Source organism: Nonomuraea sp. NPDC049655 (genome assembly GCF_044465465.1).
Taxonomy (GTDB): Bacteria; Actinomycetota; Actinomycetes; order Streptosporangiales; family Streptosporangiaceae; genus Nonomuraea.
Genome location: NZ_JBITLS010000004.1, coordinates 86,756 through 109,103, shown reverse-complemented (window position 1 = coordinate 109,103; position 22,348 = coordinate 86,756). Strand labels below are relative to the sequence as shown.

15 protein-coding genes are annotated in these 22,348 nt (G+C 71.0%); 8 read left to right on the top strand and 7 right to left on the bottom strand.

The features are described 5' to 3' along the window. Positions 1-103: 103 nt before the first annotated feature. Complete coding sequence (locus tag ACIBQ6_RS14435; protein WP_397212291.1) at positions 104-1,486, bottom strand: carbohydrate-binding protein; 1,383 nt, start codon at positions 1,484-1,486, stop codon at positions 104-106. Positions 1,487-1,651: 165 nt separating this feature from the next. Between ACIBQ6_RS14435 and ACIBQ6_RS14430 the strand changes: the two genes are divergently transcribed. The 5 genes from ACIBQ6_RS14430 (at position 1,652) to ACIBQ6_RS14410 (ending at position 5,867) form a co-directional block, all read left to right on the top strand. Next, on the top strand, positions 1,652-2,833 hold the full coding sequence (locus tag ACIBQ6_RS14430) for a zinc-dependent alcohol dehydrogenase (RefSeq protein ID WP_397212289.1): 1,182 nt from the start codon (positions 1,652-1,654) through the stop codon (positions 2,831-2,833). Positions 2,834-2,873: 40 nt separating this feature from the next. Beyond that, positions 2,874-3,923, top strand: a complete 1,050-nt coding sequence (locus ACIBQ6_RS14425; RefSeq protein WP_358291658.1) for an NAD-dependent epimerase/dehydratase family protein — start codon at positions 2,874-2,876, stop codon at positions 3,921-3,923. Between the two features lie 97 nt (positions 3,924-4,020). Next, the gene (locus ACIBQ6_RS14420) at positions 4,021-4,485 is read left to right on the top strand and encodes an ATP-binding protein (RefSeq protein WP_397212287.1); all 465 of its coding nucleotides are present in this window, start codon (positions 4,021-4,023) and stop codon (positions 4,483-4,485) included. A 69-nt stretch (positions 4,486-4,554) separates the two neighbouring features. Beyond that, on the top strand, positions 4,555-5,454 hold the full coding sequence (folP, locus tag ACIBQ6_RS14415) for a dihydropteroate synthase (protein WP_352323007.1): 900 nt from the start codon (positions 4,555-4,557) through the stop codon (positions 5,452-5,454). A 14-nt stretch (positions 5,455-5,468) separates the two neighbouring features. Next, on the top strand, positions 5,469-5,867 hold the full coding sequence (locus ACIBQ6_RS14410; protein ID WP_358291661.1) for a DUF1992 domain-containing protein: 399 nt from the start codon (positions 5,469-5,471) through the stop codon (positions 5,865-5,867). 130 nt (positions 5,868-5,997) lie between these two features. Here ACIBQ6_RS14410 and ACIBQ6_RS14405 read toward each other — a convergent pair whose 3' ends face one another. After that, entirely contained in the window at positions 5,998-8,310 is a 2,313-nt protein-coding gene (locus tag ACIBQ6_RS14405; RefSeq protein WP_397212285.1) for a glycoside hydrolase family 6 protein, read from the bottom strand. 309 nt (positions 8,311-8,619) lie between these two features. Between ACIBQ6_RS14405 and ACIBQ6_RS14400 the strand changes: the two genes are divergently transcribed. From ACIBQ6_RS14400 to ACIBQ6_RS14390, 3 genes are all read left to right on the top strand, one after another. After that, positions 8,620-11,565, top strand: a complete 2,946-nt coding sequence (locus ACIBQ6_RS14400; RefSeq protein WP_397212283.1) for a glycoside hydrolase family 48 protein — start codon at positions 8,620-8,622, stop codon at positions 11,563-11,565. Positions 11,566-11,576: 11 nt separating this feature from the next. Further along, a complete protein-coding gene (locus ACIBQ6_RS14395) occupies positions 11,577-14,057 on the top strand; it encodes a glycoside hydrolase family 9 protein (RefSeq protein ID WP_397212831.1) in 2,481 nt (826 codons plus the stop codon). Positions 14,058-14,133: 76 nt separating this feature from the next. After that, entirely contained in the window at positions 14,134-15,726 is a 1,593-nt protein-coding gene (locus ACIBQ6_RS14390; protein WP_397212281.1) for a cellulase family glycosylhydrolase, read from the top strand. 160 nt (positions 15,727-15,886) lie between these two features. Here the strand turns inward: ACIBQ6_RS14390 and ACIBQ6_RS14385 are convergent, their stop codons facing one another. The 5 genes from ACIBQ6_RS14385 to ACIBQ6_RS14365 form a co-directional block, all read right to left on the bottom strand. Beyond that, positions 15,887-16,408 carry a hypothetical protein gene (locus ACIBQ6_RS14385; RefSeq protein ID WP_397212280.1) on the bottom strand — a complete coding sequence of 174 codons (522 nt, stop codon included), beginning with the start codon at positions 16,406-16,408 and terminating at the stop codon, positions 15,887-15,889. Then, positions 16,405-17,478 (bottom strand): lytic polysaccharide monooxygenase, encoded by a 1,074-nt coding sequence (locus ACIBQ6_RS14380; RefSeq protein WP_397212278.1) that lies wholly within the window; start codon positions 17,476-17,478, stop codon positions 16,405-16,407. Before ACIBQ6_RS14380 ends, ACIBQ6_RS14385 begins: the two co-directional genes overlap by 4 nt. A 168-nt stretch (positions 17,479-17,646) precedes the next feature. Beyond that, positions 17,647-18,924 (bottom strand): serine/threonine-protein kinase, encoded by a 1,278-nt coding sequence (locus ACIBQ6_RS14375; RefSeq protein WP_397212276.1) that lies wholly within the window; start codon positions 18,922-18,924, stop codon positions 17,647-17,649. Beyond that, positions 18,911-19,882 carry a LacI family DNA-binding transcriptional regulator gene (locus tag ACIBQ6_RS14370; protein WP_352358712.1) on the bottom strand — a complete coding sequence of 324 codons (972 nt, stop codon included), beginning with the start codon at positions 19,880-19,882 and terminating at the stop codon, positions 18,911-18,913. Before ACIBQ6_RS14370 ends, ACIBQ6_RS14375 begins: the two co-directional genes overlap by 14 nt. Positions 19,883-20,110: 228 nt before the next feature. Next, positions 20,111-22,300 (bottom strand): transglycosylase domain-containing protein, encoded by a 2,190-nt coding sequence (locus ACIBQ6_RS14365; protein WP_397212274.1) that lies wholly within the window; start codon positions 22,298-22,300, stop codon positions 20,111-20,113. Positions 22,301-22,348 lie beyond the last annotated feature (48 nt).

The following is a 22,348-nucleotide window of genomic DNA, read 5'->3' as shown; positions in this document are numbered from 1 at the left end:
CAAGCGCATGGGCCGGGCGATGTCCCTGACGGAGGAGTGGGACATCGCCCGGCCGCGCGGTCCAGGTCGTGAGGGGGTATCTCCGCCCTGGACGTCTAGAGGCTCAGACGCGCTGCCAGAGGGCCGGCACGTTCGGCGGCTCCCAGCCGGGCTGGGCGGTGTGCCCCTGGAGGCAGCGGTAGGTCGAGCCGCCGTACGTCACCGTCGCGCCGGCCGCGTACGTCGTGCCCGCGGCCCACGTGCCGCCCGGGTTGTTGGTCGGGGTGACGGTCGGCGTGCTGGTCGGGCCGGGGCCGCCGCCCTGGGTGGCGAGGGTCAGGCCGTAGGCGGACAGGATCTCGTTGACCGGCTGGAAGTACGTCGTGCCGCCGGAGCTGCAGTTGCCCGAGCCGCCCGACGTCACGCCCTGGGCCTGGTCGCCGGAGATGAACGAGCCGCCGGAGTCGCCGGGCTCGGCGCAGACGTTGGTCCGCGTCACGCCGGAGACGGTGCCCTCCTGGTAGGTGACGCTGGTGTTGAGCTGCTGGACCGAGCCGCAGTGGTAGCCGGTGGTCGATCCGGCGCGGCAGACGGCCGAGCCCACCTGGGCCACGGTCGAGCCGCGGACGGGCAGGATGCCGGCGCTGTAGCCGTACACCACGCCGGTCGGGGTCCACTGGCCGTTGACCTCGACCCAGGAGTAGTCGTTGCCCGGGAAGGACGAGCCGCGGAACGTGCCCATGGCGACCCGGTTGGAGCCGGACGTGCTGGACCCGGCGGTGCCGCAGTGGCCGGCGCTGACGAAGCCGCCCTGCGAGCCGGCCTTGGTCACCGAGAAGCCGACGGAGCAGCGGGTGCCGGAGCCGATGTAGTAGGCGTCGCCGCCGCGGACGTCGTAGAACAGCGTGGGCTTCTCGGCCGAGCGCACGACCTGGACGGCGGAGGCGTCCGCGCCGCTGGCCCTCACCCAGGCGGCGGCCTTGGCGGGGTCGGAGCTGAGGACGACGACGGTGTTGTTGACGACGTCCACGTACCAGACGGGGGCGGTCTTCGGGGCCTTGGCCGACGCGGCGTCCAGCCTGGCCTTGACCCCGTCGAGGCTGCTCAGCGAGCGGGCCACCACGCGGGCCTGCACACCGGCCTTGGCGATGGCGGCCACCTGCGCCGGGTCGGTGGTGGCGGTGATCGGGGTGGAGGTGGGGCCGGTCACCCAGGAGCCGGCGTAGGAGGCGCCTAACTGGGCGCGCAGGGTGGGTTCGAGGCCGGCCGCGGCGGCCTCGTTGACCAGGCGGGCCTCGGCCTGCCGGCCGGTGATGCCGAGGTCCCGGCTCATGGCGTCGACCAGGCCCTGCGGGGGGTCGGCGACGGCTTCGGCGTTGCTGCGGGCGATGGAGTAGGGGGTCTCGTCCTGGGCCGTGGCGCCCTTCGCCGCGAAGGCCAGGGCCGGGACGCTGATCATGGTGACGGCGATCGCGATGCCCGCCGTCACGGTCTTCCTGGGGAGCATGTGCACGTCTCCTCGCGTACAGGGGGGTGTCTGCACGGTACGAGCCCGAATACGAGGAGTGGTCGTGTCAAAACACCCCTATCACCGTGTTATGGGGCAAACCGTTTGGAGCTCTATGTGGGGGTATGCGGGATTTGTGCCGTCCGAATCCCATCTGGAGGCGTCATGAAGGCCGTCACCTGGCACGGCAAGCGGGACGTACGGGTCGAGGAGGTCCCCGACCCGGCCATCAAGGAGCCCAACGACGCGGTGATCAGGGTGACCAGTTCCGGCATCTGCGGCTCCGACCTGCACCTGTACGAGGTGCTCGGGCCCTTCATGGCCGAGGGCGACATCCTCGGCCACGAGCCCATGGGCGTCGTCGAGGCCGTCGGAGCCGCCGTCACCGACATCAAACCCGGCGACCGCGTCGTCATCCCGTTCAACATCTCCTGCGGCCACTGCCACATGTGCGGCCTGGAGCTGTACGCGCAGTGCGAGACCACCCAGGTCAAGGAGCAGGGCATGGGCGCCGCGCTGTTCGGCTACACCAGGCTGTACGGCCAGGTGCCCGGCGGCCAGGCCGAGTACCTGCGCGTGCCCGAGGCCCAGTTCGGCCCGATCAAGGTGCCCGACGGCCCGCCGGACGAGCGGTTCCTGTTCCTGTCCGACGTGCTGCCGACCGCCTGGCAGGCCGTGGACTACGCGGAGATCCCGGACGGCGGCAGCGTCACCGTCTTCGGCCTCGGCCCCATCGGCCAGATGTGCGCCCGCATCGCCCGCCACCTCGGCCACCGCGTGATCGGCGTGGACGGCGTCACCGAACGCCTGGAGATGGCCCGCCGCCACGGCATCGAGGTCGTGGACGGCAGCGAGACCTCCGACGTGCCCGGGGCGATCCGCGAGCTCACCTCCGGGCGCGGCACCGACTCGGTGATCGACGCCGTCGGCATGGAGGCGCACGGCTCCCCGGCCGCCAAGATCGCCCAGACGCTCACCGGGCTGCTGCCCGACGTGGTGGCCGCGCCGCTGATGTCCCACGCGGGCGTCGACCGGCTGGCCGCGCTCAACCAGGCCATCGACACCGTCCGCCGGGGCGGCGTCATCTCCGTCATCGGCGTCTACGGCGGCATGACCGACCCGATGCCGATGCTGCGCATGTTCGACAAGGGCGTCACGCTGCGGATGGGCCAGGCCCACGTGCGGCGGTGGGTCAACCGGCTCATGCCGCTGGTCACCGACGACTCCGACCCGCTCGGCGTCATGGACCTGACCACCCACCGCATGCGGCTGGAGGAGGCGCCGCAGGCGTACGAGATGTTCCAGAAGAAGGCGAACGGTGCGATAAAGATCGTGCTACAGCCCTGACCAGGGGTTTCACCCTCCGGAGCGCGGGCAGCGGTGCGGCATGAGAGTCGTGGTGGTCGGGGCTACCGGCAATGTCGGCACGAGCGTCGTACGCGCGCTCGCCGCGGATGACAACGTGACGTCGATCGTGGGCGTGGCCCGCCGGCTGCCGGGATGGCGCATCGACCGCACCGAGTGGCGGCAGGCCGACGTCGCCACCGGCGACCTGTCCCGCATCTTCGAGGGCGCCGACGCCGTCGTGCACCTCGCGTGGCTGTTCCAGCCCACCAGGGATCCGGCCGTGACCTGGCGGGCGAACGTGCTGGGCAGCATGCGGGTGTTCCGCGCGGTGGCCGAGGCGGGGGTGCCCGCGCTGGTCCACGCCTCCTCGGTCGGCGCGTACTCGCCGGGCCCCAAGGACCGGCCGGTGGACGAGAGCTGGCCCACGCACGGCTGGCCGGGCGCCGCGTACGGCCGGGAGAAGGCGTACGTCGAGCGGGTGCTCGACGTCTTCGAGCACGACCACCCGGCGATCCGCGTGGTGCGGATGCGGCCGGGGTTCATCTTCCAGCGGGCGGCGGCCACCGAGCAGCGCCGCCTGTTCGCCGGGCCGTTCCTGCCGCGCCGGCTGATCCGGCCCGGCCGCATTCCGTTCGTGCCCGACGTGCCCGGACTGCGGCTCCAGGTGCTGCACGCCGACGACGCGGCCGAGGCGTACCGGCTGGCGGTGACCAGGACGGTGTCGGGGGCCTTCAACCTGGCCGCAGAACCCGTGCTCGACCCCGCCGACCTGGCCAAGCTCCTCGGCACGCGGACGATACCGGTCACGCCCTGGCTGGCCAGGACGCTGATGTCGGCCGGCTGGCACCTGCGGCTGGTGCCCGCCTCGCCCGGCCTGCTCGAACTGGCCCTGCGCATTCCCGTCATGAAGACCGACAGGGCCAGGGACGTCCTGGGCTGGCGGCCGCGGCACTCCTCCTGGGACGCCATGCGCGAGCTGCTGGACGGCCTGCACGACGGCGCCGGCATGGAGACACCGCCGCTCGCCCCCGACGGCGGCCCGCTGGGCCGGGTCAAGGAGCTGGCCACGGGGGTCGGCGCCCACCCCTGATCCGGAGGTGTAAGCCCGCCTGGCCGGGGAAGGGGACGGTTCTCTACGCAAGGTCCAGAGGCGTGGCCTGTGTGTCGTGACGACACGAAGGAGCGCCATGGCCCTTCTCCTGACCCAGGTCTTCACCCTCCACGACGTCACCAAGCTGCGCCGGGCGGTCGCCGAGCAGGCGGAGAGCAGCGGGCTGCGCGACGGGCGGCTCGACGACTTCGTGCTCGCCGTGCACGAGAGCGTGGTCAACGCCGTGGAGCACGCGGGCGGGCGCGGGCATCTGACGTTGTGGACGGTCGACGGCGTCATCCGCGCGGAGACGACGGACAAGGGGACGGGCATCCCGCAGGCGTACCTCGACGGGGACGTCCGGCCGTCCAGCCTCTCCTACACCGGTCGTGGCATCTACCTGATCCGGCGGTTGTGCGACGTGGTGGACGTCCGCACCGGCCCGGACGGCACCACGGTCCGGCTCACCATGCGCCTGCCGCACGCGTCGGTCTCCCCGAGCTCCATGAAGCGCATCCGGGTCACCGGCGGCGGCGGGCCGTCCGGGCACTTCCAGGTCTGAGCGCGGGCGCGCCCGACCGCCCTGCCACGGCCCCGGGTAGGCTCGGCAGGAGACGGAAGGGGCCACTACGTGAGCGGCGGAAACAATCCCCCCGAGATCATCTCTCCGGTCCGCCGCATCGGGCGGCGGGAGTTCGATTTCGAACGCCAGATCGCCATCATGGCCATCGTCAACAGGACCCCCAACTCCTTCCACGACCAGGGGCGCACCTACGAGCTCGACCGCGCGGTCGCGGCCTGCGCGCGGGCCGTCGAGGAGGGCGCCGACTGGGTGGACATCGGCGGGTTCGCCTTCAGCGCCGCCCAGGCCGCGATCGGCGTCGAGGAGGAGATCGAGCGGGTGGTCCCGGTGATCGCCGAGGTCAGGGCCGCGACCGACGCCGTCATCTCGGTCGACACCCACCGCCCCGAGGTCGCCAGGGCGGCCGTCGAGGCCGGTGCCGACGTCATCAACGACACCAACGGCCTGCGCGAGCCCGGCCTGGCCGAGGTCGCGGCCGAGACCGGCGCCAGCGTGGTCGTCACCCACAGCCTCGGCGGGCCCGGCCGGCGGGTCTTCCGCCCGAGTTACGACGACGTCGTCGCCGAGGTCGCCGGCTTCCTGCGCGAGCGGGTCGCCTTCGCGCTCAAGGCGGGCATCGCCCCCGACCGGATCATCATCGACCCGGGCCACGACCTGAACAAGAACACCTTCCACTCCCTGGAGCTGACCCGGCGGCTGGAGGAGATCACCGCCATCGGCTATCCCACCCTGGTCGCGCTGTCGAACAAGGACTTCATCGGCGAGACCATCGACCGCCCGCAGGGTGAGCGCAAGGAGGGGACGATCGCCGCGAACGTCGTCTCCATCCTCAAGGGCGCCCGGATCCTGCGGGTGCACGACGTCGCCGCGACGGTGGCGTCCGTGCGCATGACCGAGGCCGTGCTCGGCTGGCGCGGGCCGGTCGCGCCGAGCCACAACCTGGCGTGAGAGGAGCCGCGTCCGTGACCGACCGCAAGCCGGTGGGCATGCCGTTCGAGAGCTGGATCGACCGTCAGATCCGCGAGGCGGCCGAGCGTGGGGAGTTCGACGACCTGCCGGGCGCGGGCAAGCCGCTGCCCGGCCTCGACCGGCGGCACGACGAGATGTGGTGGATCAAGCAGAAGCTGGAGAGCGAGGGGCTGTCCATGCCGCTGCCCCCGACGCTGGCGCTGCGCAAGGAGGCCGAGGAGGCGCTGCGGCAGGCCCGCGGGGCCCGGTCCGAGACCGAGGTGCGGCAGATCCTCGAAGAGGTCAACGAGAAGATCCGCGAGGCGATCAGGAAGGGCCTGCCGGGGCCGCCGCTCAACCTGATGCCCTTCGACGTCGATCGCGTCGTGTCGGAGTGGCGCGAGAGCCGCTGACCCGCGCCCGGACGAGTCGCGCCGGTCGAGGGGAAGGGTCCCGGGTTCCTTCACCGGACGAGGGGCCCGGGTCAGGCGGGCCCCTCGTCCGGCGGCCGGGGGCCCCGGAGCCCCCGGCCGGCTCGGTGAGCTAGCTGACCGGCGGGTAGGCGTTCCTGACCAGCTCCTGGAACTGGGCGGAGAACCACTGGCCGGACAGCGGGGCGCCGCCGAGGGCGCCCGACATGTTGTTGCCGTTGAGGTTGTTGCCGGTGTAGGTCGGGTCGCACATCCGGTCGAACTTCTTGCCCTCGTCGTTCGGGATGTCGGTGCTGGCGCCGTCGGACTCGCCCGGCGGCTTGATCCAGACGTAGGCGTCGAAACCGGCCTCGGGGCTGGCCGTCGGCCGGGCGCCGAGGCCCGCGCCGCTCTGGTTGCACCAGTTGCCGGCGTGGATGCGCCGGTCGACGCGTGACTGGTTGACGAAGGTGTTCACGTCCGTCGAGGTGCTCGCGCCGCCCGGACGGGCGGTGCCGCCCCAGCCGTTGCGCGAGGTGTCGACCAGCATGCCGAGCCCGGACTTGAAGCCCTTGTTGACCAGCGCGGTGCGCAGAGCCGTGGCGAAGGTGGACTCGTCCACGTAGTAGTTCCAGTCGATCCACTTGGACTGGCGGACGGTCTGGCCGTTCACCAGGGTGTTGATCGTGAAGTACGGCTCCTTGGTGGCGGAGTAGTTGGCGGTGTTGACGATGAAGCCGTCCACGCTGTCCACGCCGGCCGTGGTGCCCGCGGCCATGTTGTAGAAGAGGTTCACGGCGGGGCCGAAGTTCGAGTCCCAGCCGAGCCAGGCGTGGTGGGCGGCGTCCACGTAGGTGTAGACGTTGGTGATGGCGTGCAGCTTGTTGAGCGCGTACCGGACGCCGTCCACGTAGCCGCCGGGCCCGTTGGCCTCGGCGCACTTCGGGAAGTTGCCGGTGTTGGTGATCAGGTTGGGCAGCGAGTCGGGCTCGATGATCGTGACGATGCGCAGGTTGGCGTACTTGGGGTCGCGCAGGATGTTCGCGATCACGTCGATGTACTCGGCCTTGTAGCGGTTGAAACCGTTCTCGGCCATCAGCAGCTCGCCGTTGGAGGCCAGCGCCGAGCAGTCGCGGTTGGGCAGGTCGTAGATGACGAACTGCACGGTCAGCGGGGCCGAGCCGTTGAGCGCGTCCTGGGCCACGGCCTCGTCCAGGTGGGCCTGGAGGCCCATGGCCGAGGAGGAGCCGGCGATGGCCGCGATGCGGTCCAGCCACACGGCGGTGGAGGTGTTGGCGACGGCGGCGCCGCCGGGCTCGGCCGCGGCCTTGGCCTTCCACTGCGGGTTCACGTAGCCGGTCGCGCCGGCGTACGGGTTCTCGACGTGGCCGGTGGGCGGCTGGCCGTCGTCGTCGGCCTCGGTGGCGGTGACCGTCTTGCTGGTCAGGCCGGTGGCGGCGACCGTGAAGGGACGGGTCCCGTTGGTCGTGTCGGCGTCCTGGGCGGCGGCCAGGGTCACCGTCTGGGCGGTGTTCCAGTTGGCCGTGGTGAAGGTGAGGCTGCCGCCGCCGGAGACGGTCAGGTCGGCGTCGCCGCTGCCCGCCGTCGAGGTGACGGTCACGTTCGCGGACGGCTGCGCGGCCAGCTTGACCGTGTACGCCGCCGTCCCGCCCTCGGGCACGGTCACCGACGTGGGCGTCACGAGCAGCGCCTGCTCCACGACCGCGTCGTCGTCCACCTCGGTCGCGTTGACGGTGGCCGAGGTGACGCCGGTGCCGCCGACGGAGAAGGCCGCCGTGCCCGCGGTGGTGTCGGCGTCCTGGGCGGCGGCCAGGGTGACCGTCTGGGCGGTGTTCCAGTTGGCGGGCGTGAAGGTGAGCGAGCCGCCCGCGCTGACGGTCAGGTCGCTGTCACCGCTGGTCCGTTGGGTGGTGACGGTGACGTTCGAGGAGGGGGCGGAGGACAGCTTGGCGGTGAAGGAGGCGGTGCCGCCCTCGTTGACCGCGACCGAGCTGGCGGAGGTGACCACCGCCGGGGTGGTGGGGGTGACGCCGCCGCAGGTCACGCCGTTCACGGTGAAGGAGGTGGGCGGGTTGTTGCTGCCCGTCCAGGTGCCGTTGAAGCCCATGGTGGTGGAGGCGCCGGTGGCCAGGCTGCCGTTGTAGGGCATGTTCGTCGCGGTGACGTGGGTGCCCGACTGCGTCCAGTTGGCGCTCCAGCCGGTGGGCGTGTACTGCTGGCCGGTGGCGGGGAAGTCGAAGCCCAGCGTCCACGAGGTGATCGGGTCGCCGGTGTTCTTCAACGTGATGTTCGCGGTGAAACCGCCCTGACCGGGGCTGCTCGTCCACGAGTTGGCGGAGTAGGTCACGTCGCAGTTCACCGCGGCGCTGGCGGCCGTGGTCTGGCCGACGACGAGCCCGAGGGCCGCGACGCTCGCGGCGGTCATGGTCACGGCCCATCGGCGTGGGCCGCTGTGGAGTCTCACTAGCGATCATCTCCAGAACGTCAGTTGGCTGGGAGCGCTCCCATAGTGAGACGCCCTCCCGGCCCTGTAAATGAGGGCGGCCGTGCGGCGGGCGTTCCCGGGCCGCATGCTCGCCGAATGCCCCGTAACGTGGATGAAACTTTCATCATCGGCAGCCTGGTGAGAGGAAACGCGGGGGCCGGCGGACGGGCGATCCGTTGACATACGCCGCCGGTCACCCACAATCCCCCTTGGGAGCGCTCCCACACCCCCTACTCCCATGGAGATCCCTTGAAACACAGACCTCCTTCCCGTCTTTCCCGCCTGTCGAGGCGGCTCGCCGCAGCCGCGACGCTCGTGCTCGCGGCGGCCACGACCACGACCCTCGCGGCGCTGCCCGCGCACGCCGCCGTCGCCTGCGACGTGACGTACACCGCCAACCAGTGGACGAGCGGCCCAGGCCAGGGCGGGTTCACCGCCAACCTGACCCTGAAGAACACCGGCGACCCGATCACCTCGTGGACGCTGGGCTTCGACTTCCCGACCGCGGGCCAGAAGTACACGCCCACCGGTTGGAGCGCCAACTGGACGCAGTCGGGCACCCACGTCACCGCGACCAACATGCCGTGGAACGGCAGCCTGGCCACCGGCGCCTCGACGACGCTCGGCTTCAACGGCACCTGGACGGGCAGCAACCCGAGCCCGACCTCGTTCACCGTGAACGGCGTGACCTGCGGCGGCGCCAACACCCCGCCCACGGTCGCGCTGACCTCGCCCACCGCCGGCCAGACGTTCACCGCCCCGGCCACCGTGGCCATCGCCGCGAACGCCGCCGACGCCGACGGCACGGTCTCCAAGGTCGACTTCTACCAGGGCTCCACGCTGCTCGGCACCGACACCTCGGCGCCGTACGGCTACACCTGGCAGAACGTGGCCGCGGGCAGCTACTCGATCACCGCGAAGGCCACCGACAACGGGGGCGCGACCACGACCTCGGCCCCCGTCGGGATCACCGTCTCGCAGAACACCGGGCCCGCCCTCGTGGTGAGCCCGGCCACGATCTCCGTGCCGGAGAAGGGCACCGCGGGCTTCGGCGTGAAGCTCTCGCAGGCGCCCGCCGCGAACGTGACTGTCACCACCGCTCGCACCAGCGGCGACGCCGACCTGACCGTCGGCTCCGGCGGCTCGCTCACCTTCACCCCGGCCAACTGGAACACCGTCCAGAACGTCACCCTGGCCGCGGCGGACGACGCCGACACCACCAGCGGCACCGCCGAGTTCACGGTGAGCGCGACCGGCTACACCCCGGTCAAGGTCACCGCCAGCGAGGCGGACGACGACCTCGGCGGCGACAACGAGTACGTCAAGCGGTTCGTCGAGATGTACAACGAACTGCACGACCCGGCCAACGGGTACTTCTCGCCCGACGGCGTGCCGTACCACTCGGTGGAGACGTTCATGGTCGAGGCGCCCGACCACGGGCACGAGACCACGTCCGAGGCCTACAGCTACTACCTGTGGCTGGAGGCGACCTACGGGCAGGTGACCGGCGACTGGGCGAAGTTCAACAACGCCTGGGCCTCGATGGAGAAGTACATCATCCCCTCGACCGCCGACCAGCCGACGAACTCCTTCTACAACCCCGCCAAGCCGGCCACGTACGCCGGTGAGTGGAACGACATCAAGCAGTACCCGACGCAGCTCGACTCCGGGGTGTCCGTGGGCTCGGACCCGCTGGCCAACGAGCTGAAGAGCGCGTACAACACCAGTGACGTCTACGGCATGCACTGGCTGCTCGACGTCGACAACACCTACGGCTTCGGCCGCTGCGGCGACGGCACGAGCAAGAACACCTACATCAACACCTACCAGCGCGGCCCGGAGGAGTCGGTCTTCGAGACCATCCCGCAGCCGTCCTGCGACACGTTCAAGTTCGGCGGCCCCAACGGCTACCTCGACCTGTTCACCAAGGACAGCAACTACGCCAAGCAGTGGAAGTACACCAACGCGCCCGACGCCGACGCGCGGGCCGTCCAGGCGGCGTACTGGGCGCAGACGTGGGCCAAGCAGCAGGGCAAGGAGTCGCAGATCTCCGCGTCGGTCGCCAAGGCCGCCAAGATGGGCGACTACCTGCGGTACGCGATGTACGACAAGTACTTCAAGAAGCCCGGCTGCACCAGCACCTCGTGTGCCGCGGGCACCGGCAAGGACGCCTCCAACTACCTGCTGTCCTGGTACTACGCCTGGGGCGGCGCGAGCGACACCAGCGCGGGCTGGGCCTGGCGCATCGGCTCCAGCCACAACCACTCCGGCTACCAGAACCCGCTCGCGGCCTGGGCGCTGGCCAACGTGGCCGAGCTGAAGCCCAAGAGCGGCACCGGCGCGGCCGACTGGAGCACCAGTCTGACCCGCCAGCTGCAGTTCTACACCTGGCTGCAGTCGGCCGAGGGCGCCATCGCGGGCGGCGCGACCAACAGCTGGGAGGGCCACTACGCCACCCCGCCGACCGGGCTGCCGAAGTTCCACGGCATGACCTACGACTGGCAGCCCGTCTACCACGACCCGCCGTCCAACCAGTGGTTCGGGTTCCAGGCGTGGACGATGGAGCGGGTGGCCGAGCTCTACTACGCCTCGGGCAACGCCGACGCCAAGGCGCTGCTGGACAAGTGGGTCACCTGGGCGATGGCCAACACCACGATCAACGCGGACGGCACGTACCAGATGCCGTCGACGCTGAAGTGGACCGGCCAGCCCGCCGGTGACTTCAGCGACCCGAACGGCATGCCGCCGCCCAACCCCGGCCTGCACGTGACGGTCGCCGACTACACCAACGACGTCGGCGTGGCCGGCTCGTACGCCAAGGCCCTGATGTACTACGCGGCCAAGGCGAACCACGCCGGGGCCAGGACCATGGCCAAGGCGCTGCTGGACGGCGTGTGGAAGAACCGCGACGCCAAGGGCGTGTCGGTGTCGGAGACCAAGACCGACTACAAGCGGCTGAACGACCCGGTCTACGTGCCCCCGGGCTGGACCGGCAAGATGCCGAACGGCGACACGATCAACTCCAGCTCGACGTTCATGTCGATCAGGTCCTTCTACAAGAACGACCCCGACTGGCCCGAGGTGAACGCCTACCTCGCGGGCACCGGGCCCGCGCCGACGTTCAACTACCACCGCTTCTGGGCGCAGGTGGACGTGGCCGTGGCCCTGGCCGAGTACGGGCGGCTCTTCCCGTGAGAAAGACGGCGATGATCGCCGCGGCGTCGCTGGTCCTGCCCCTGCTCGCAGGGGTGGGGCCGGTGGCCCACGCGGCCGCGCCCGCCTTCTCCTACGGTGAGGCGCTGCAGAAGTCGCTGTGGTTCTACGAGGCCCAGCAGTCGGGCGACCTGCCCGCCTGGAACCGCGTCTCCTGGCGCGGCGACTCGGGCCTGAACGACGGCAAGGACGCCGGGCTGGACCTGACCGGAGGCTGGTACGACGCGGGCGACCACGTCAAGTTCGGCTTCCCGATGGCCTTCTCGGCCACGATGCTGGCCTGGGGCGGCGTGGAGTACCGCGACGCCTACGCGGGCTCCGGCCAGCTCACCCACCTGCTGAACAACCTGAGGTTCGTCAACGACTACTTCGTCAAGGCCCACCCGTCGGCCAACGTGCTGTACGGGCAGGTCGGCAACGGCGGCACCGACCACGCCTGGTGGGGCCCGGCCGAGGCCATGCAGATGAACCGGCCCGCCTACAAGATCGACGCGTCCTGCGGCGGCTCGGACCTGGCGGGGGAGACGGCGGCGGCGATGGCGGCCTCGTCGATCGTCTTCCGTCCGACCGATCCGGCCTATGCCGACAAGCTGGTGACGCACGCCAAGCAGCTGTACTCCTTCGCCGACACGGTCAGGAAGAAGTACAGCGACTGCATCAGCGACGCCCAGGGCTACTACAACTCCTGGAGCGGCTACAACGACGAGCTGGTCTGGGGGGCGATCTGGCTCTACCGGGCCACGAACGACGCCGCCTACCTGGCCAAGGCCGAGGCCGGTTACGACAACCTGGGCAACGAACCGCAGACCACGACGAAGTCGTACAAGTGGACGATCGCCTGGGACGACAAGTCGTACGGCGCGTACGTGCTGCTGCACAAGCTCACCGGCAAGCAGAGGTACCTGGACGACGCCGACCGCTGGCTCGACTGGTGGACGGTCGGCGTCAACGGCTCCAAGGTCAGGTACTCGCCGGGCGGCCAGGCCGTGCTGGACCGGTGGGGGTCGCTGCGGTACGCGGCCAACACCTCGTTCGTCGCGCTCGTGCACAGCGACTCGATCAGCGACCCGGCGCGCAAGGCCCGCTACCACGACTTCGCGGTCCGGCAGATCAACTACGCGCTCGGCGACAACCCGCGCAACTCCTCGTACCTGATCGGGTTCGGGGCCAACCCGCCGAAGAACCCGCACCACCGCACGGCGCACGGCTCGTGGACCGACCAGATCACCAACCCGGTCAACAGCCGCCACACGCTGTACGGCGCGCTGGTCGGCGGCCCGCCCGACCCCGACGACGTCTACGCCGACAAACGCGACGACTACGTCATGAACGAGGTCGCCACCGACTACAACGCCGGCTTCACCAGCGCCCTGGCCCGGCTCTACAAGGAGTACGGGGGAGCGCCCGCGGCGAACTTCCCGCCCGCCGAGACCCCGGACGGCCCGGAGATCTTCGTCGAGGCCGGCGTGAACGCCTCCGGCACGAACTTCACCGAGATCAAGGCCATCGTGCGCAACCAGTCGGCCTGGCCCGCCCGGGTCCTGTCGGACGGCTCGTTCCGCTACTACTTCACCCTCGACGGCTCGACGACCGCCTCGCAGATCAGCGTGTCGTCGGCCTACACGCAGTGCAAGGCCCCCACGCTCGGCTCGGCCGGCGGGAGCGTGCTCTACGTGGACATCGACTGCTCGGGGCAGGCCATCGCCCCGGCCGGGCAGTCGCAGCACCGCAGGGAGGTGCAGTTCAGGATCACCAGCGCGGGCGCCTGGAACCCGGCCGACGACTGGTCGTACCAGGGCATCCCGGCCACGCCGGGCGCGACGCCGGTGCAGACGAAGAACATCTCCCTCTACAGCGGCGCCACCAAGATCTGGGGTGAGCCCCCGGGGCCGCAGGAGCAGGACACGACACCGCCCAGCAAGCCGGGCAGGCCCGCGGTCTCCGCGATCACGGGCACGGCGGCGAAGCTGAGCTGGACGGCCTCCACGGACAACGTGGGCGTGACCGGTTACGACGTCTACCTGGGGTCCACCAAGGCGGGCACGGCGACCGGCACCTCCTTCGACCTGAGCGGGCTCACCCCTGCCACGGCGTACACGGTCTCGGTGGTGGCCAGGGACGCGGCGGGCAACAGCTCGACGCCGTCCGACGGCACGTCGTTCACGACCGCCGACCCGCCTCAGGGCGGCTGCGCGGCCACGTTCAAGGTCACCAGCTCCTGGGGTGGCGCGTACCAGGCCGAGGTGACCGTCAAGAACGCCGGCTCCGCGGCCATCACGGGCTGGACGGCCGCCTGGACGTCCGCGAACCAGATCACCCAGCTCTGGGGCGGAAGGCTCACCCAGACCGGCTCGTCCGTGTCCGTCAGGAACGAGGCGTGGAACGGCGGGCTCGCCGCCGGCGCCACGACCACGTTCGGCTTCATCGCCAACGGCACCCCGTCCACCCCCGACCTCACCTGCACCCCCGCCTGAGCCTGCCGACCCCGCCCTCGCCCCGGCTGCCGAGCAGGGGCGAGGGCGGATCCACCGGCTCAGGGAAAGGCAGCACATGCGATCACTGTTCACCGCGCCGGCGCTCGCCGCCGCGCTCGTGGCCGCCTCCTTGATCGTGCCGGGCACGGCGGCGCAGGCCGCCACCGGCATCCACGTGAGCGGCACGAAGATCCTGGAAGGCGACGGCCAGGAGTTCGTGATGCGCGGCACCAGCCACGCCCACACCTGGTACCCGGCCCAGACCAAGGCGTTCGCCGACATCAAGTCGCTGAAGGCCAACACCGTGCGCGTCGTGCTCAGCGGCGGCCGGTGGAGCGCCAACTCCGCCTCCGACGTGGCCGGCGTGGTCTCCCTGTGCAAGCAGAACAAGCTCATCTGCGTGCTGGAGGACCACGACACCACCGGGTACGGCGAGCAGAGCGGCGCGTACACGCTCGACCAGGCCGCCGACTACTGGATCAGCGTCAAGAGCGCCCTGGTCGGACAGGAGGACCACGTCGTCGTCAACATCGGCAACGAGCCGATCGGCAACAACGCCACCACGCCCGGCTGGGCCGAGGCCACCAAGGCCGCGATCGCCAAGCTGCGCGCCAACGGCATCCACCACGCGCTGATGGTGGACGCCCCCGCCTGGGGCCAGGACTGGCAGAACGTCATGCGGGACAACGCCGCGTCCGTCTTCGCCGCCGACCCCGACAAGAACACGATCTTCTCGGTGCACATGTACGGCGTCTACGACACCGCCGCCGAGATCACGTCGTACCTGGAGGCGTTCCGGACGGCCGGGCTGCCGCTGGTCATCGGCGAGTTCGGGTTCAACCACTCCGACGGCGACCCCGACGAGGACACGATCATGTCCCAGGCCGTGAGCCGCGGCCTCGGCTACCTGGGCTGGTCGTGGAGCGGCAACGGCGGCGGTGTCGAGTACCTCGACCAGGTCACCGGCTTCGACGTCACCCGGCTCACCTCGTGGGGGCAGCGGCTGTTCAACGGTCCCAACGGCATCGCCGCCACGGCCAGGCAGGCGTCCGTCTACGGCGGCGGCGCCACCGACCCGACCCCGCCGAGCGCCCCCGGCGCCCCGGCGGTCTCGAACGTCACCTCGTCCGGCGCCACCCTGACCTGGCCGGCCGCCACCGACGACGTGGGCGTGACCGGCTACGACGTCTACACCTCGGCCGGCGTCCCGCTCGGGACGACGGCCACCACCTCGATCACCCTGACCGGCCTGTCGCCCTCGACCGCCTACCAGGTGCACGTCAAGGCCAGGGACGCGGCGGGCAACCAGTCGGCCGCCTCGCCCACGGCCTCCTTCACCACCCTGGCCGGGGGCGGCGACGGCGGCTGCACGGCCGTGGGGACCGTCCAGAGCCGGTGGGGCAACGGGTACGTCCTGCAGCCCGTCACGGTGACCAACACCGGCACGACCGCCAGGAACGGCTGGACGGTGACGTTCACGCTGCCCGCGGGCCACACCGTGACCGGCTTCTGGAACGCCGCGGTGACGGTCAGCGGGCGGACCGTGACCGCGCGGAACCTGAGCTACAACGGCACGCTCGCGCCCGGCGCCGCCACCGGTTTCGGGATCCAGGCGGGTCGTCCGGACGGCGACGCGTCCGTCCCGTCCGGCTACACCTGCGCCGGCTAGAGAAGCCGGCTGGAGAGGCCGGTTGGAGAAGGAGGAGGTGAGGCCGATCAACTGATCCTGCCCGCGACACCATCCCGCCCGGATGGGACGGACGCGGCCGGCGAACCCCCAGCCGGCCGCGTCCGTTTGCACCACCCACCGGCTCGGCCTTGCCCGGCGGTCAGCGGGGGTCCTGGGCGTGGGAGAAGCGTTCGCGGGCCGCGTCGATGGCGGCCTCGTCCGAGAAGTCGGCGAACGCCTCGTCGTGGTAGCGCGCGGGGATCAGCGCCCGGACCCGCTCCGGATATCCGGGCCCGGCGGCAGGCACCTTGACCTGCGGCGGCACGCCCAGCCGGACGGCGATGGGCCCCGAGGCCCGGACGGACATCGCCCAGTCGCGGCTCTCGCCGACGATCGCGCACAGGTGCCGCGCGTAGACCCAGCGCACCTCGGCCAGGCCGGCGGCGTCCGGCGGGTCCGTGCCGAACGGCTCCACCGCGCACACCACCCGAGCCTCGAACCCGTGTCCGTGGTCGTGGTGCTCCTCGGGCCTGGCCCGTTCGAGGATCAGCGTCACCTGGGCGGCGAGCTCCTGGTCGAGCCGCGCCGACTCCTGGTGGGCGGCGAACAGCGTCGCCCCGGCCAGCGCCAGGCCGGCCAGGGCGACGCCTGCCGCGATCTTCCCGCGACGTGGTCCGGTCACGGGCTCGTGCAGGTCAGCGCGGGTGCGGGGCTCGGGATCGAGCCGGTGGCGTTGAAGCCGAACGTGGTGGACGCGTTCGGCGCGAGCTGACCGTTGTAGGAGGCGTTCTTGACGGAGACGTTCGGCGGCTGGGCGGACAGCACGCCGTTCCAGGGCGCTCCTTCGAAGCCCTGGCCGCCGGAGTAGGCCCACTTGACCGTCCAGCCGTTCAGTGACGTCGTGCCGGTGTTCTTCACCGTCACCTCGCCCTGGAAGTGACCGGCCCAGCCGGTGTCGGTGGCCTTCCAGGTGGCGGTGCAGCCGCCGGGGGGCGGGGTCACCGTCGGGGTGACCGTCGGGGTGGACGTGGGCGTGCCCGAAGGCGTGCCGCCGCCGGGGCCGACGCCGGTGACCTGGCCGTTGCCGCCGTCGAAGACGACGTCGGAGCAGCTGTAGAAGTTCTCGTTGCTGTCGGAGCGGATCCAGTGGGTGTAGATGATGTGCCGCCCGGTCTTGCCGGAGGGGAGCTGGGCGTTCCAGTAGTAGTAGTTGAGCCCGCCGGGGCCGCCGCTGGCGGGCGGGTTCGTGACGCTGCCGAACGACTCCAGGTCCGACCACTTGAGCGGGCCGTCGGGGTTCCAGCCGTTCTTGGTGACGTAGTAGACGAAGGTGCCGGGGTGCTGGGCCCAGTTGCTGTGCCGCATCTGGATGCTCGCGCCCGACGTCAGGTGGGTCAGCGGCCAGTCGGAGCGGACGGCGTTGTAGGCGGTGAAGTCGTAGGGGCCGCCGGTGCCGCCGCTGCAGAGCTGGCCGTCGGGGATGAAGCCGCTGGTACGCCCGGCGCCGTCGGAACGCAGCACGGCGAACCAGTTGTAGAGCGGGGTCGCGCCGCTCTGGGCGACGGCCGCCGCGCAGGCCGGGTTGTAGGACTGGATCTGGCCGTTCTCGCGCAGGCCGTCCTGCCAGCACAGGAAGGTTCTGGCGCCGGGGAACATGGACACGCCGTGGGCCTGCGCCTGCGGCGGCGCGATCAGGACGGTGGCCAGCAGGACCAGGGCGGCGGTGAGCGCCGCAGTTCGAAAGTGTTTCATGGGGATTCCTTCGTGCAGGGGAACACAGGAACGCCCACGATCAGCCCGCCCGGCCAGCGCATTGAACCATGGGCGGCGCCGTCCCGACAACGCGGTGTGAAACTTTCAGCCGATCTTGGTCAGCGCCTGGCCCGGCGGGCGCGAGGGGCGCCGATCCCGGCGTGCTCCTCAGCCGGGTTCCATGGCCCGGTCGATCACCTTGAGCCTGGCCTCCAGCTCCGCCCGGCAGGCGGGGGCCAGGCGGCCCTCCCTGGCCCGGTCGGCGACCTTGCGCCGCACCTCGGCCGTGCCGGTGACCGCGGGGCCGCGGACCAGCGAGTCGAGCACCTGCTTGAGGTCGAGCACCACGTCCGCGTCGGTCGCGTCGCACGGTTCGCCGTCTTCGAGCGAGTCGTGGAAGCCGTCCACGGCCTGCTCGACGGTGACCGGCCCGGCCGGTGAGCTCCGCGACGCCCGGGAGGCCGACGCCGCGGCGGAGGGCGTGACGGGCGGCGTGACTGACGGCGCGACGGATGGCGTGACCTGCGGCGACAGCACCGGCTCCGGCTCGGACCGCTGGAACCACAGCAGCACGGTGAGCGCCAGCAGCGCCGACCCGGCCACCGTCAGCCCGCGCCGCACCTGCCGGGCGATCCCGGCCGTGCCGAGCGCCGAGGTCAGCGCGGCGACGATCTCCTCGGCCGTGGGCCGCTCCTCGGGCAGGTGCGCCAGGCAGCTCTGGCAGAGCGAGGCGACGCCGTGCGGCACGCCGGTCACCCGGGGCGGGGGATCGGTCCGGCGCGCCGCCTCGATCTCCTCCCACGTCGTCTCCGGGTACGGGGTGCGCCCGGTGAGCATGGCGAACAGCAGCACGCCCAGGGCGTACACGTCCACGGCCGGGTGGGTGGGGGCGCCGAGGAGGCGTTCGGGGGCGACGTAGGGCGGGGTGCCGCGGTCGTCGTCGGGGTCGCCGGCCCAGGCCGCGATGCCGAAGTCGAGCAACTTGGGGCCGTCGGCGGTGAGCAGCACGTTCTCGGCGGTGACGTCCCGGTGGACCAGGCCGCGGGCGTGCCCGGCCATCAGCACGCGGGCCAGCCGCAGGGCGATGGCCGCCGCCTCGGTCCACGGCAGCGGCCCCTCGGCGATGCGCTCGGCCAGCGGGGTGCCGTCGAGCAGGGGCATCACCACGTACGCGGCCACGCCGCCCTTCGCGGTGACGGTCTCGCCGTAGTCGTAGATCTCGATCGAGTCCCGGTGGATGAACCGGGCCGCGGCGCGGGCCTCGCTGCGCACCCGGACGCGTTCGCCGTGGTCGGTGTGCAGCGAGGCGGTCAGCACCTTGACCGCGACCAGCCGCTGCAACGACTGGTCGAAGGCACGCCAGATTACCGACATGCCGCCGTGGGCCAGCGGGTCCAGCAGCAGGTACCGCCGGGCCAGCACGTCCCCCGGCTCAAGCTGACTCACGGATGACCAGTTCCGTGGGGAGGACGGGGTCGATCCCCGTCGCCCCGGTCAGGAGCAGGCGGGTGGCGACCGTGGCGAGCTCCTCGACGGGCTGGCGGATGGTGGTCAGCGCCGGGACGGTGTGCCGGGCCACGGGGGCGTCGTCGAAGCCGATCACGGCGACGTCCGCGGGCACCTTGCGGCCGGCCCGGCGCAGTGCCTGGATCGCGCCGGCCGCCATCAGGTCGGAGGCGACGAAGACGGCGTCGAGGCCGGGCGCGTGGCGTAACAGCCACTGCATGGCGTGCGTGCCCGAGGCCGCGGTGAAGTCGCCGTAGGCCACGGGCACGTCGGGGGCGCCGGCCGACTGCAGGGTGCGGACGAGCCCTTCGAGCCGGTCGCGGGCGGCGGGCAGGGAGGGCGGGCCGCCGATGGCCGCCACGTTCCTGCGGCCCTGTAACAGCAGGTGCTCGGCCGCCTGCCGGCCGCCGTCGAGGTTGTCCACGTCGGCGTAGGGCAGCTTGAGGTCGTGGGGTGGCCGGCCGATGTTGCGGACCGGGATGCCGGCCGTGGACAGCTTGATGGCCAGCGGATGGCGTTCGCGCGCGCCGACGATGAGGACGGCGCCCGACAGCGCGGGCAGCGTGGAGGAGGTGGGCGTCACGGTCGTCACCATCAGGTGGGTGCCGTGCTCGGCGATCACCGCTCCGGCGGCGGACAGGAGCCTGGCGTAGTAGGGCTCGGAGAACAGGCGGGGGAGATGGTCGCAGATCACCGCCGTGACGCCGTCGGTCAGCGTCTTGGCGGCGCTGCCCCTGGGCGCGCGTTGTCGGACGTAGCCCATGCGGGAGACGGCGTCGTAGACTTGCCGGCGGGTCGAGGTACTGACCCGCACCGAGCCCGTGAGGACTCGAGATGCGGTCGCGGGGGAAACCCCTGCAGCGGCCGCCACCTGTGCCAGTGTGGGCTGCTCGGTCATGGAGCACCTCGCGGAAAGATCCTGGGAGCGCTCCCACGTTACCAATGTTTCGCCGCTGTTAATAGGGCCTTCGCAGGGGGTGCGTCCGGGTGTGCGGACGCCCGCCGAATCTGCTCAGGTGGGGGCGGTGGTCACCGCCGGAGGTTTTCCCGCCGCAGGTCGATCACGCCATATTGACCATCCGTTAGGGGTATCCGGGACGCGCCGGATACCCCTGGACGTCCGTCTCTAGCGCCTGCCGCGGCCACGGCCGTGACCGTTGCCGTCGCCGTTCTGGTAACCCTGGCCGGGGCCGAAGTCGCCGTCGGGGTTGACGTCGGTGAGGCCCTGGTCCCTGTTGTCGTCGGGCTCCTGCCTGCGGGGGGCGCAACCCTGGCCGCAGCCGCCGAAGCGGGAGGAGTCGACCGGGGTGAAGGCCGTCGCCGGGGTGCCCTTGAGCGCGGCCTTCATGGTGGCGTTCCAGATCGGGCCGGGGATGGAGGCGCCGAAGACCGAGGGGTAGTACCGGCCGCCGATGGTGATGCCGTTCAGCTTGTGGGTCGTCGAGCCGCGCGGGTCGCCGATGCTGACCGCGCCGGCCAGGTCGGGGGTGAACCCGGCGAACCAGGCGGTGGCCTGGTCGTCGGTGGTGCCGGTCTTGCCCGCCGCCGGCCGGCCGATGCCGCCGACCCCTCGCATCGTGCCCTTGGTGAAGACGCCGGACAGGATGTTCGCCGCCGCGTCGGCGACCTCGGGGTCGAACGCCTGCGTGCACTTGGGCTTGTACTCGGTCACCTTGCCGTTGCGGTCGGTGATCTGGGTGATGGCCGTCGGCGGGCAGTACTTGCCGCGCGCGCCGATCGCCGCGTAGGCCGTGGCCACGGTCACCGGGTCCATCTCGTTGATGCCGAGCGTGAACGTCTCGAACTCCTGGAGCTTGCCGCCGTCGGAGCGCTTGATGCCGAGCGACTTGGCGGTCTCGACCACCTTGCAGAGGCCGACCTTCTGCTCCAGCGTCATGAAGAACGTGTTCACCGAGCCCCAGGTGCCGGTGGCCAGCGACTTGAAGCCGCCGCCGCCCTCGTCGTTGGTGACGGTGTGGCTCGGGTCGCCGACGTTCTGGCCCTTGCAGTTCTTGAACGCCCAGTAGTTGGGGGCGGTGTAGCCGCTGCCCACGTTGAAGCCGTCGTTGATCTTCATGCCCTGCTTGAGCGCGGTGAGCAGGGTGAACGTCTTGAACGTCGAGCCGGCCTGGAAGCCGACGCCGCCGCCGTGCACCGCGTCGGCCACCACGTTGTACGACATCTCGTGCTTGCGCCTGGAGTTGCCGTACTTGCGGCTGGCGGCCATGGCCTTGATCTCGCCCGTGCCCGGCTTGACCAGGGCCTCGGAGGCGACCGGGTTGTCGGAGGCGAAGACGTGCTTCTTGATGGCCTCCTCGGCGGCCTTCTGCATCTTCGGGTCGATCGTGGTCTTGATCGTCAGGCCGCCCCGGTTGAGGAACTGGGTGCGGGCCTTGCTGGTCTTGCCGAAGGCCGGGTTGCTGAGGATCTCGTTGCGCACGTACATGCAGAAGTACGGGTACGGGCTGGCGCCGCAGCCGCCGGGCAGCGGGGTGCCCTTGTAGCCGAGCTTCTTGGACTTGGCCTCGTCGTGCTGCTCAGGCGTGATCTTCTTGAGTTCGAGCATCCTGTCGAGCACCACGTTGCGCCGTTGGAGCAGCCGCGCCTGGGCCTGCTTGCCCAGGTTGGGGTCGGTGCTGTTCGGGTCCTGGACGGCGCCGGCCAGCGCGGCCGCCTGGGGCAGCGTCAGCTCGGCGGCCGACACCCCGAAGAAGCGCTTGGCCGCCGCCTCGATCCCGTACGCGCCGGCGCCGAAGTAGGCGATGTTGAGGTACTTGCCGAGAATCTCGTCCTTGCTGTACTTCTCCTCGACCGCCATCGCGTACCGCAGTTCCTTGAGCTTGCGCGCGTAGCTGGCCTCAAGGGCGGCGTTCTTCTCCTTCTTGGTGACGGCCGAGTTGAGCAGCACCTGCTTGACGTACTGCTGGGTGATGGAGGAGCCGCCCTGGGCGATGCCGCCCGAAGTGAGGTTCTTGGCCAGGGCTCGCGCGGTGCCTTCGATGTCGATCGCGCCGTGCTGGTAGAAGCGGAAGTCCTCGATGGAGATGATGGCCGTCTTCATGATGTCGGCCACCTGGTCGAGCGAGACGTTCTCGCGGTACTCCTCGTAGAACTGGGCGATCTGGTTGCCCTTGGCGTCGAGGACCGTCGTCTTCTCGGCGAGCGGCGGTTCTTTGAGGTCTTCGGGTTTGATGTTCAGTTCCTCGGACGCCGAGACGAACATCGCTCCGGTGCCGCCGACCGCCGGTAGTGCGATGGCCGCGGCCACCACTCCCGCGGCCATCGCAGCCCCGGTCAGGCGCACGATGCTCGACATTCGGGAACCCATGCGGAAAAACCTCCCCATCTCGGCTTTTGGGTGCAT

What these genes read in the sequence shown, in the direction of transcription:
- ACIBQ6_RS14425 (WP_358291658.1), top strand. Translation starts at nt 2,874, where the DNA reads ATGAGAGTCGTGGTGGTCGGGGCTACCGGCAATGTCGGCACGAGCGTC.
- ACIBQ6_RS14405 (WP_397212285.1), bottom strand. Translation starts at nt 8,310, where the DNA reads ATGACCGCCGCGAGCGTCGCGGCCCTCGGGCTCGTCGTCGGCCAGACC.
- ACIBQ6_RS14390 (WP_397212281.1), top strand. Translation starts at nt 14,134, where the DNA reads ATGCGATCACTGTTCACCGCGCCGGCGCTCGCCGCCGCGCTCGTGGCC.
- ACIBQ6_RS14435 (WP_397212291.1), bottom strand. Translation starts at nt 1,486, where the DNA reads ATGCTCCCCAGGAAGACCGTGACGGCGGGCATCGCGATCGCCGTCACC.
- ACIBQ6_RS14420 (WP_397212287.1), top strand. Translation starts at nt 4,021, where the DNA reads ATGGCCCTTCTCCTGACCCAGGTCTTCACCCTCCACGACGTCACCAAG.
- ACIBQ6_RS14430 (WP_397212289.1), top strand. Translation starts at nt 1,652, where the DNA reads ATGAAGGCCGTCACCTGGCACGGCAAGCGGGACGTACGGGTCGAGGAG.
- ACIBQ6_RS14380 (WP_397212278.1), bottom strand. Translation starts at nt 17,478, where the DNA reads ATGAAACACTTTCGAACTGCGGCGCTCACCGCCGCCCTGGTCCTGCTG.
- ACIBQ6_RS14370 (WP_352358712.1), bottom strand. Translation starts at nt 19,882, where the DNA reads ATGACCGAGCAGCCCACACTGGCACAGGTGGCGGCCGCTGCAGGGGTT.
- ACIBQ6_RS14365 (WP_397212274.1), bottom strand. Translation starts at nt 22,300, where the DNA reads ATGTCGAGCATCGTGCGCCTGACCGGGGCTGCGATGGCCGCGGGAGTG.
- ACIBQ6_RS14395 (WP_397212831.1), top strand. Translation starts at nt 11,577, where the DNA reads ATGATCGCCGCGGCGTCGCTGGTCCTGCCCCTGCTCGCAGGGGTGGGG.